This is a genomic window from Candidatus Diapherotrites archaeon, from assembly GCA_040755695.1.
In the GTDB taxonomy this organism is placed as follows: domain Archaea; phylum Iainarchaeota; class Iainarchaeia; order Iainarchaeales; family 1-14-0-10-31-34; genus JBFMAK01.
Map to the genome: position 1 here is coordinate 181,300 of JBFMAK010000003.1, position 10,774 is coordinate 192,073.

Annotated in this window: 12 protein-coding genes and 1 tRNA gene; 10 read left to right on the plus strand and 3 right to left on the minus strand. The window is 38.4% G+C overall.

Annotated elements, in window-relative coordinates; all coding sequences use genetic code 11:
- Positions 1–3: 3 nt before the first annotated feature.
- Both AB1467_06010 and AB1467_06015 read left to right on the plus strand, forming a co-directional pair.
- Entirely contained in the window at positions 4–330 is a 327-nt protein-coding gene (locus tag AB1467_06010) for a hypothetical protein (protein ID MEW6295813.1), read from the plus strand.
- Positions 331–428: 98 nt separating this feature from the next.
- Positions 429–809 carry a hypothetical protein gene (locus AB1467_06015; protein ID MEW6295814.1) on the plus strand — a complete coding sequence of 127 codons (381 nt, stop codon included), beginning with the start codon at positions 429–431 and terminating at the stop codon, positions 807–809.
- A gap of 7 nt (positions 810–816) precedes the next feature.
- On the opposite strand, the gene AB1467_06020 is transcribed toward AB1467_06015, so the two are convergent.
- Positions 817–1,341 carry a hypothetical protein gene (locus AB1467_06020; GenBank protein MEW6295815.1) on the minus strand — a complete coding sequence of 175 codons (525 nt, stop codon included), beginning with the start codon at positions 1,339–1,341 and terminating at the stop codon, positions 817–819.
- Between the two features lie 113 nt (positions 1,342–1,454).
- Between AB1467_06020 and AB1467_06025 the strand changes: the two genes are divergently transcribed.
- Positions 1,455–2,993 (plus strand): hypothetical protein, encoded by a 1,539-nt coding sequence (locus AB1467_06025; protein ID MEW6295816.1) that lies wholly within the window; start codon positions 1,455–1,457, stop codon positions 2,991–2,993.
- Positions 2,994–3,000: 7 nt separating this feature from the next.
- Here the strand turns inward: AB1467_06025 and AB1467_06030 are convergent, their stop codons facing one another.
- Positions 3,001–3,552 (minus strand): hypothetical protein, encoded by a 552-nt coding sequence (locus AB1467_06030; protein MEW6295817.1) that lies wholly within the window; start codon positions 3,550–3,552, stop codon positions 3,001–3,003.
- A gap of 54 nt (positions 3,553–3,606) precedes the next feature.
- Here AB1467_06030 and AB1467_06035 point away from each other — a divergent pair, with 54 nt between their 5' ends.
- From AB1467_06035 to AB1467_06065, 7 genes are all read left to right on the plus strand, one after another.
- Positions 3,607–6,075 carry a DNA-directed DNA polymerase gene (locus AB1467_06035; GenBank protein ID MEW6295818.1) on the plus strand — a complete coding sequence of 823 codons (2,469 nt, stop codon included), beginning with the start codon at positions 3,607–3,609 and terminating at the stop codon, positions 6,073–6,075.
- A gap of 26 nt (positions 6,076–6,101) precedes the next feature.
- Positions 6,102–6,995, plus strand: a complete 894-nt coding sequence (map, locus tag AB1467_06040) for a type II methionyl aminopeptidase (protein ID MEW6295819.1) — start codon at positions 6,102–6,104, stop codon at positions 6,993–6,995.
- A gap of 69 nt (positions 6,996–7,064) precedes the next feature.
- Complete coding sequence (locus AB1467_06045) at positions 7,065–7,913, plus strand: hypothetical protein (protein ID MEW6295820.1); 849 nt, start codon at positions 7,065–7,067, stop codon at positions 7,911–7,913.
- Between the two features lie 49 nt (positions 7,914–7,962).
- Positions 7,963–8,415, plus strand: coding sequence for a hypothetical protein (locus AB1467_06050; protein ID MEW6295821.1), 453 nt, complete (start codon positions 7,963–7,965; stop codon positions 8,413–8,415).
- A gap of 54 nt (positions 8,416–8,469) precedes the next feature.
- Positions 8,470–9,444 carry a PKD domain-containing protein gene (locus tag AB1467_06055; protein MEW6295822.1) on the plus strand — a complete coding sequence of 325 codons (975 nt, stop codon included), beginning with the start codon at positions 8,470–8,472 and terminating at the stop codon, positions 9,442–9,444.
- Positions 9,441–10,454, plus strand: a complete 1,014-nt coding sequence (locus AB1467_06060) for a hypothetical protein (GenBank protein MEW6295823.1) — start codon at positions 9,441–9,443, stop codon at positions 10,452–10,454. The genes AB1467_06055 and AB1467_06060 overlap by 4 nt, the downstream gene beginning before the upstream one ends.
- Positions 10,455–10,490: 36 nt before the next feature.
- Positions 10,491–10,646, plus strand: a tRNA-Arg gene (locus tag AB1467_06065).
- A gap of 30 nt (positions 10,647–10,676) precedes the next feature.
- Here AB1467_06065 and AB1467_06070 read toward each other — a convergent pair.
- Positions 10,677–10,760: a DUF2080 family transposase-associated protein gene (locus tag AB1467_06070; protein ID MEW6295824.1), complete on the minus strand. Its 84-nt coding sequence runs from the start codon at positions 10,758–10,760 to the stop codon at positions 10,677–10,679.
- Positions 10,761–10,774: the final 14 nt, after the last annotated feature.

Genomic DNA, 10,774 nt, shown 5'->3' on the forward strand with positions numbered 1-10,774 from the left:
AAAATGGATTCATTTACCTTTCTTTTAGCAGTAATTTTCCTGATGATTTTAATCCAGGCAAACCAGCTGCTGATAGCAGTTGGGGCAGTACTTATACTGATTTTTGCAATGAGGTCTTTGAGCTCTACAGTATTAATCCTGGCAGCCTTCGGCCTTCTTTACTTTGCAAAAGACAACATAAAAGAACTGGCTCCAGTAATTTTATTGGCATTAATTATTCTCGCTCTCCTCTTGGGCTCTGGCTCAAAGCCCCAGCAGCCGGAATATTATGCCCCTGAAATGGAAGGAATGGGCGGAGGCTATGGAGGCTTACTGGAAGGAATAAGATGATTTCAAATTCAGAAAAAGAATTTGAAAGAGTTTCAAAGCAAAGCTTTGAAAATTTTCAAGCAAAGCTTGAAACATATTTAAATTTTAGGAGAATTTAAATGAAATTCATTGTAGCATTTCTTGCCTTAATGGCAGCAGGATTCATCTGCATCAGATTCTTGGGCTCGGAATTATTGGGCATAATGCTGATTGTGCTTGCGCTAATAATTGCTTTTGCAAAAATCCTTGGGGAAGGCTTTAGAACAGGAAAGAAGGTTGCAAAGGCCGCAACAAAAGACATGATGAAGGACATGGAGGCAGCAAAGCCCAAGCCCCCGAAAGGCGAATTTATAATCAAAATGGGAAAAGATGTTGCCTCAAAAATCCCTGACGCCATGCCAGAATTCGAGAAAGACTATTCCACAAAAAACCTTTCAGCAAAAATGAGCCAGGGCTCAAAGAACTTCTTTGATGCTTTGGGAAAACTGTTCAGGAAATAATTATTTCTTATTTCCTTTTCGTTAAAATTTCCCTTTGGGTTTCAAGCACCTTCTTCATTAACTGCTGGACTGAAGAAGTGAGGGCCTTTATTTCTGTGACATCTTCTTTGAGGGCCCTTAACTCTCTTTCGAATGCATCCATTTTAAGCAGGAAGTCTTCAACGTCAAAGCCTTCCTTTTGCATTGAAGAAATTTTTGCGTGAATTTCATCTAATTTCTCTGCGTGCTCGTCCAAGCGCAAGTGCGTTGAAGCATGAAGCAGGTCCTCCTCTTCATTCCTTTCATCCAAGTGCTCTTTTATTCTCTCTGAGGCCTTACGGGCTATTGAGTCTTTTTCCTCTTCATCTAATCCTGTTTCTTCTTCCTGACGGCCTTTGCTTCCGCCTTTCACTTGGGCGAAATAAGAATCTATTTCGCCTTCATTCAAGCCCAAATCCTTCAGGGCAGACCTGACAACAGAGACATCAATGCCTGAATCAAGCATTTTTTTTATTGTCTGGATTATTACCTCGGAATTAACCATTGCATTCACGCCAATGAAAAAGTATTTATAAGAATTCCTTATATTATATAAGGATTAAGATTTAAAAGCTTCAGCCTGAAATAAAATGATTTTAAGCTAAGCTTAAAATATTTAAATTTTTCATGAAAAATTTAAATGAATTGAAAGTGAATTGCATGAAATTCAAGCCAAGAAATGGCCCCTGGCAGGAAATATTCGAGGGAAGCATTCAGGACTTTGAGGTGAGCATTCATTCAAACCCGGACAACATAATCCTTGTGAGCGTCCTAGAAAAAAAGAAAGGAAAGATTGAGGGAACAATCCTTGAATTGTACAAGGTTTTTGCAGTAGAAGGGCAAATAGAAGACTTTACTGAAACCTTCCCGAAAGAAGCAATTGTATTAATAAAGCACGAAGCAAAAGAGTCATTGAAATATTTCCTTTTGAGCTCAGGGCCATCATATGTGAAGTACGAGGAAGAACAATTTCTGAGCGAAGTGGACAGGCTTTACAGCAAGCTCCAGAATTCCTCTGCATTAATTAAAGATATTTCAAGGGCATACGACATCCAATTAGAAGAATTAAGCAAAGCAGGAGAAAAATTCAAGACATCCTTTTTCTCTCTGCCCTTGCTTGCCCCAATGCTTTCCTCTGAACTCCTCGCAGGAAGAGAGCCAAGGTATGAAATGAAAGAAACAGGGAAGGTGGGAAAGGGGGAAATAATTTTAGGCGTAACAAAGGATGGAATTGCAGTGAAAGAGCCTTTGAGTGTTTTCATCAGAACAACGGTATTTGGTTCAACCCCGGAAGACAGAAAGCATGTAATTCACTTGATTGCGGAAGGCGGCCTCATAAGCAATGTTGCTGTAGTAATATTTGACTGGGACAACAGCTTTTCTGGATTGAACAAGCCTTCAAGCAAACTGAAGGAACTGCAGGAATTCAAGGTAAACTTTGAGCCAATAGGTTTTCCTGTTAGAGACTTCAAGAAAGAGGAATTAAAGGTTGACTTGAATCTGGTTAACCCCAAAGGCCTTTTGGAATTATTCGGCTTAATGGAGGGAGAGGAAACAAAATTCATAGGAAACCTTTTAAAGGAAAACAAGGTTGACTCAATGAATGAGTTAATTGAAATAGCAAAAAATTTGAGTGTGGATGAATCAAAGGTAACAGCAAAGTACAGGTCAATGAGAATACTCAAATTAATTGATGTAAGGTATCCAGGGCTCTTTGGCGGGGCAAACAGCATTGAGGAAATAGCAAAGAACTGGATTAAGGCAATAGGCCGAGCTGGAATAATCCACTTGGATAAATTTGACGAGAGGGCCTCATTAATTTTAGTCCATAATTTAATTAAGGGGGTATTGGGGCAGTATGAAGGAAACCCTAAGAGCAGGGTCAATGCAATGGTCTTAATGCCTGAAATGAAAAAAATGCTTCCAATAAAAAGCCCTAATATTCTTTCAAACGAGATAATTGAATTACTAGAGAAGTTTAAGGACGAAGGAGTATGCTATGCAATAAGCGCTGACAGGCCCATAGACTTAATGAAAGAGGTAATAGACCAGTCGGAAGCAGAAATATTCATTTTAAGCAGGGATGACGTTGGAGTGAAAATAGCAAACAGCAAGCAGTACAGGCTGAAGTTAAGGCCTGGGCTGAGCACCTGCGAAGAAAAATAATTGAAAATTATTTCTTTTTCTTTTTGTACTTTTTAGGTTTTTCAGGGGAAACACTTTTTCCTGCAACCAAATCCTTAACCTGCTGCAAGGTAGCGAACTCCAATGGATTGATTGCATCAATCACATACTTTAATTCCTTCAGTTCATCTGCCCTTGCAAAAGAGCCCTTCATTTTCTCCATTTGGTCCTTCAGTTCTGAAACAGAAGAAGAAAGGGAATTCACTCTTTCCTCCAATTCAGCCAGCTCAGAGCCAGAAACCGCAGGAGAAGCAGAAGGCTCGCCGGAAATCAAAGCTGAGGCTCCAGAAACACTAAAAGAAATCCTCTGCTCCAACTCCTTTATTTTTTTGTTCAGAATAATTAGATTCCTGCCTAAAATTTTCTCGTTCCTCACCAAATAATTCATTTTCTGGGATAAAAGAAGAATAGAAGAATTCAATGCCCTTACATCCCTTGCAATATCAGGGAGGGCATAACTCACTCCAGGGGCAGAAGGCATTCCCTGTGAAGTTTCTTCCTGCGTTTGAACCCGTTCATAATGTCTCGGCCTGTGAGGCAAAACACAACCACCTAATTAAAATAATTATTTGCCCTTAAAAATATATTGGTTTCCATGAAAAAGCAAAAGCAAAAAAAAGAAGAAAACGAAGGAAAAGCGAGAAAAACAGTTCAGGGAATACTGCTGGACTTAGATTCAATCCAGACAGTGGAAGAAAAAAGCGCTATAAGAATATTCCTGAAAACACAGAAAGGAATTGAAATATTAACAGAAAAAAAATTCAGGCCGTATTGCTATGTAATTTACTCAGGCGACAAAGAGAAATTAAAGGAAGCCCTCCTTGAAAGGGAATTCGGGGAACACAAAGCAAAAATAAGGGAAATAAGAGAAGTAAAAAAAGAAAATGAAGAAAAAGTGCTGCAATTATTCTTTGACAGCACAAGAGACCTGAGCACAGCAAGAACAGAGCTCCCTACAATTGATGGCGTTAAAGAAAAAAGGGAATATGACATCATTTTCACTAAACGCTTCCTGATAGACCACAACCTTGAGCCCTTGAACGGCCTGGAAATAGACTATATAGAAGAAGAAGGAAAAAAAATAATTGAATCAATAAAGAAAAAAGAGGAAGAAAGCATTGAATTGAATTCAGTGACATTAGACATTGAAACTTATTCAACGACAAAATTCAGCAGCCCAAAAACAGACCCTGTGCTAATTGCAGCACTCTCAACCCCGCATAAAACAATTCTTATAAGCACAAGAAAAGAATTAAAGAAAGAAGGCGTTGAAGTAAAAGAAACAGAAAAAGAATTAGTAGAAGGAATAGTGAAAGAAATAAAAGAAAAAAATTATGATGTTCTCATAACCTATAATGGCGACTCCTTTGACCTTCCTTACCTGAAAGAAAGGGCAAAAGTTTTAGGCACAAGATTTGCTATTGGAACAGACGGCTCTGAGCCATTGCTGAGAAGCCACGGGCAATATCATGCAGCAAAAACAAAAGGGATACAGCACTTTGACGCCTACCAGGTAATCAGAACAATAACAAAATTTGGAATAATAAGCCTTGTGAAGTACGATTTAGAATCAGTAATTGAAGCCCTCTTCGGTGAACCAAAAGAAAAACTCACAGCAAGAGAAATAGTGGAAATATGGGATATGGGAAAGAATTTGGGTGAATTGGCTGAATACAATAAAAGCGATGCGGTATCAACACAAAAAATTGCCTTACAATACATGCCTTTATATATTGAAATAGCAAAACTCACAAAAGAAACATTATATGAGGCAGGCAGGATTTCAGCAAGCGGAATGGTAGAAGACTTATTGATAGACAAAAGCTTCCACGAAAATAAGCTCATCCCAAACAGGCCAAAAGAAGAATTAACAAAAAAAAGGGCTGCACAGACATTCAAGGGAGGCTATGTAAAGTCACCAGAACCAGGCCTGCACGAAAACATTGTAGTATTAGACTTCAGGTCATTACACCCAAGCATCATGATTTCACACAATGTAAGCCCTGAAACACTAGACTGCAGCTGCTGTTATAAAAGCAAAAAAAATCTTAGCCCTTCAGGGCACTACTTCTGCGAGAAAAATAAAGGCTTTCTTCCAAGCGTCCAAGAAGAATTATTGAATAAGAGAATCAAGATAAAAGAAGAAATGAAGAAATTAAGCAAAAAGGATTCAAGATACAGCACCTATTATGCAAGGCAGTACGCGCTAAAAATCCTATTGAATTCTTTTTATGGATACTTGGGCTACCCGAGAAGCAGATGGTATTCCTTTGAAAGCGCCCAGTCTGTAACAGCATGGAGCAGGCATTATGTAAGGGAGATAGGCAGCAAAGCAGAAAAAGAGGAATTCAAGATCCTGTATATGGACACAGACTCAAATTTTTTGATTATACCTGAAGGAAAAACAAAAGAGGATGTAGAGAAGTTTGTGAAAAAAATCAATTCAGAGCTTCCTGGGGTAATGGAGATAGAAATTGATGGATTTTACAAGAGAGGAATTTTTGTTACAAAAAAGGAGGGAACAGCTGCAGCAAAAAAAAGATATGCATTAATAGACTATGAAGGGAACCTGAAGATAGTTGGCTTTGAGTATGTGAGAAGGGACTGGGCTCCAATAGCAAAAAACACGCAAAAAAAAGTAATTGAATTAGTGCTGAAAGAAGGAAAGCCTGAAAAAGCAATTGAGACAGTAAAGGAAGTAATAAAGCAATTAAAGGAAGGCAAAACCCTGAAAAAGGATTTGGTGATTTACACGCAAATAAAGAAATCCTTCTCCCATTATGAAGCAATTGGCCCTCATGTTGCAGCAGCAAAGAAAGCATTCAAGAAAGGAAAGGATGTAGGCATAGGAAGCATTATAGGATTCATTGTAACAAAGACAGGCACAAGCATTTCAGACAAAGCAGAATTAGAGGAGTTCGTTAAAGAAGGAAACTATGATGCTGACTACTACATTGAGCACCAAGTCATTCCAGCAGTAATAAAAATAATACAGGAACTAGGCTACAGCAAGGAAGACCTCATTCACGGAGGCAAACAGGCAACGCTCGAAACATTCAATTAAAATCAATAAAAATAGGGGGAGAAAATATGGAAGAAGAGGAATACAAACATTACATCAAAGCAGGAAAAATTTTGGGAAAAGTGCACCAGAAAGCGCGAGGCATGATAAGCCCTGGAATGAAACTGCTCGAAATTGCTGAAAAAATAGAGAAAGAAATAATTGAATTAGAAGGAAAGCCTGCTTTTCCAGTGAACCTTTCATTGAACAACAGTGCAGCGCATTACACCCCTGCATTCGATGAGGAGACAACAATAGAAGAAAAAGATTTACTGAAAGTGGACATTGGAGTGCATGTTGAAGGATTTATTGCAGACTATGCTTTTACCCTTGATTTTTCAGGAAAGAACGAAAAATTGGTTGAAGCAGCAGAAAAGGCATTAGAGAAAGCCTTTGAGGAAATAAAAGTTGGAGCGAAAATCGGAGGAATAGGAAAAACAATTGAAGAAACAATCCACTCTTACGACTTTAATCCAATACAGAACCTGAGCGGGCATGGACTAAGCGAGTACAGAGCGCATTACAGCCCTTCAATTCCAAACATAGGCAAAAAAGATGAAAGGGAAATAGAGGAAGGCAAAGCCTACGCAATAGAGCCTTTTGCCTGCAATGGATTAGGATTTGTAAAGGAGGCCCCCCAAACCCAAATATTTGAATTCAATGAAGTAAGGCCTTTAAGGAATCTTGAAGCAAGAAAAATTCTGGATAAAGTGCTTGAGGAGTACAAGACCTTGCCTTTCGCTGAAAGATGGCTTGTGAAAGAATTCGGCTCAATCAAAACAAAGATTGCGTTAAGGGAGCTCCTGCAAAGGGAATGCCTTTCACTGCATCCCATCCTCAGAGAAGAAAAAAATGTCTTGGTATCACAGGCAGAAAACTCTTTCATAGCAAAAGACAAGGAAATAATCAAGCTTGTGGAATAACAGATTAAGGCCTCAAAAAAAACAAAAGTATTTAAACCAAAACTCCATATTAATTAACAGGAATCAAAAATGAAAAAAATCCTTTTCATAATGGGCTTTGCATTGCTTTTAGCAGCCACAGCAAGCGCAGCACAGGCAACCCTACTCTCATTGCACGGGACAGTGAAAACAGCCGGAGGAGCGCCTGCTTCAGGGAGCCTCACAGTTGAAGTTTGGGATGCCAATGACTCTGCAGGCAACCTCGTTTATAGTGAATCATTTACCGGAGCAATTTCTTCAGGAAAATTTGATGTAATGTTAGGTGCTTCAACCTCGTTGAATTTGAATTACAACCAAGACTACTATTTAATGCTCATAAAAGATGGCACTACAAATTTATTTTCCTCAAGAAAAAAATTTAAGGGAGGCCAAGGGCAAGTGCAGTCAACAAGCATCCAAACAGGCTGGCCTACATTATTAAACATACTAGACATTGGCTCGAATGCAAGCACTTTTAGTGGAGTCACAAAAATAGGTAATTCAAGCAGCACTTTAGTTGTGGGAGGCGGTCTAATAGTGGATGACAACATAAATTATTACCGAGAACAAGGACACTATGTTACTGACCCTGCCTTGGGAACATCTGTCCCTCACAATGACTTGAGAATTATTTTTGGCACTGCCGTTATTCTTGCAGGAACTAACAGTATTCCTGTTAATTTTGGATTCAATTTTGACATAGGTCCATATTCCGTTGTTGCAATACCTGAAGGTACTTCTAGTGGGGGGGCGTGGTACATTACTAATAAGACGGGCTCAAGTTTTATTATTAATCAACCAACTAATGCAACAGCAAACACAACATACGATTATATTGTAATAGGATATTATGTTGAAAATCCTCCGTGCGGTGCCCCACCACTGCCGCCATGCCCATAATTAATAAACAAAAAAATAAAACAATCAACTTTGAAAACAATTTGCTTTTATGAAGAAGAAAATTGAAAAAAAAGAAAAATCGAATAATTATTACAGGGTTGGATTTTTTGCACTATTAATTATAGTTGCTGGACTAATTATTGGAATAACCACCCAAAACTATTTTATTCCAAAAAGCGCTGGAAACCAAGCGAAAGAAAAGGAAGACAAGAACAAATACTCTGTTGACTTGAATATAAATAATATTGCAGGCCAGTTCCAGCCTGTAATAGACAAACTTTTATTACACGAAGAAATGAAGAACTATAACGGAAAACAGGCCACAATACAAGAGTTAACAGAAAAAGACTTGAATATGCTAAAAACAAAATATCCTGTAATATACGGTGATGCCAAGGCAGGGCAATACCTGTTCCTTTACTCTGACTTATTAGTAATATATGATTTCGAGAAAGACAAGATAGTGAAATCCTTTGTGGTTCAGGACATCAATATAGGCTGAATTAAGAGAATTAAATCAAAACATTTAAATGCAGTGAAAGCCTAAAATAATAACATGAAGAAAATTTTCTTGGTTTCGCTGATTTTCATTTCATTGATTTCTTTAGTGAGCGCTTTCACTGAGCCAAATTATAACGGTTATACGACAGAAGCGTTTGTCGAAGAAGCCGCCTATAATGAGCCAAATTATAACGGTTATACAACCAGATTTTATATTACGCAGATGCCAGTAGGCGTTGAACCAAATTATAATGGTTATACAACCAGCTTGGGGGATTATGGAGAGGTAACAGGCGCAGGCAATCCAATAACAAAGGTTTCAGTTGGCTCTGACAAAAATTCTGCAACGCCTCCAGCAACAATAGTTTTTGATGTGAACGTTGACGGCGGAGAAACGCCTTACACTTATACTTGGACTTTTGGTGATGCCAATGTAACCTATATTTCTGGCGGGAACAAGATAACAATGCCCCATACTTTTAGTGGCTCAGGGGTATACAATGTAAGAGTGCTAGTATATGACAGTGCATTCCAGTCTTCTTCAGGCCAAAAGACTGTTACCTTGACTTTTTATGGTTCTTCGCCTAACATACTCAAAATGCTTGACTTGAAAGTAAATCCTGTTACAGTAAAGCTGAGGGAAACAATAAGCATTAAAGTGCTTGTAAAGAAACTGAATGTTTCAAACGAGGATGTGACAGTTTCAATTATTACAACAGACGGCCAAGGAAACCAGCTTCAAGTAATTCCTGTTTATACTTCTTCAGCTCAAATTTCCCTCAATGAAACAAAAGAATTTGACTTCAATTATCTTGTCTTGCCTCAATTAAAAGAAAACACTACATACTACATTAAGGCTGTTGCTTCAAGCCCAGGGGAAGCACTAGAACAGGCAGGAGACAATTCCCTGACAACAGGATTCACTGTAGTGAAAGTGAAGAAACTTCCTCCATTAGCTGAAACACAATTATTTTTGCTGCCATTAATTGCCTTTATCGTATTATTCTTTATAAGGAGGCAAAAGAAATGATTGAACTGAACAGGAAAGACATCGTATTCATAATTTTAATCGCTTTGAGCATAATTCTGTGGGCCTATTTTTTTAATGCAAGCGGGATTGCCTTGAAAGAATTATTCAATTTCACCAGCATTGGCTCAATAACAAGCAAAATTACCTCTTCTTCATTTATTTTGTTCCTGCTTTTATTCCCGTTAACAATTGCATTAATTGCAGTATACAGCAAGACAAGAAAAGACAAAATAATATCAATTATTTCCTCTCTTATTGGAGTTCTAATAGGATTGATTGTATCATTGCTTGCATTCAGCAATTTAACAGAACTATGGATTGCAGGGCTCTTTTATTTGATAGGCATAACGCTCTCAATTGAAATGACCTACACGAGGCTGGAAGAATTAAAGAAATACATTGCCTTCAGGATACTGGGCGAAGCAAGCCACAAAATAGTATTGCTTACTGCAGTAGGCCTATTCTTAAGTGCAATACTGATCACCCTACCAGACAAAGAAAGCTTCAGCAAAGACCTAGAACAAAGCCTCATCAACAATGCATTAAAGGGAGTGACAGGAAAAGACAATTCTTTGACTGAAGTGTCCGCAACGGCAATGATTGCAATGCAGAAAGAAACAGTACAGCAATTGACAGCACAAGAACAATTCCAGAAACTGAAGACATCAACAGACCCTAACGCCCAAGCATATGCCCTGTCAATAGAACAACTGCAAAACTATATGAGCACACCAGAATACAAACAACAAGTATTAGAAGAAGCGCAAAAAAAACAGGAGAGTTCAGGCAGCACAATAGGAGAAGAACAAGTTCAGGCAACACTTGAATCAATGAAACAAAAAATGCCCTTGTACGGCCTCATAATGAACTACATGTGGCTTATAGTGTCATTCGCCTTGATGTCAATATTCCTGCTAATAGGAAACACCATATTCTGGTTTTTGGCAGTAGCTTACGGCCTAATAATAAATTTCATAGCAGAAAGCATTTACAAAACACAAAACAATTAATTTAAACTAATTATTCCACAAAACTATTTATTTAAAGCCCCCGTGGTCCAACCAGGATAAGACACGAGCTTGCGGCGGACCCTTTTCTTTTTCCCGAAAAAGAAAAGTGTTACGGTATCCCAAAAGAAAAAGGGGTAATTAATTTTTGTCTGCAAACAGCTTGCAATCCGGGTTCAAATCCCGGCGGGGGCGTGGGCTTTGGGACATAATTTTAGTGTGTTTTTAGGTTAGGATAACGATGTAGGCTCTTTTTCCAATATATTTTTTGGGAACGTCTGCTTTTGCTGATGTTCCGAATGGCGTTATGGTTCTTTCTAGTA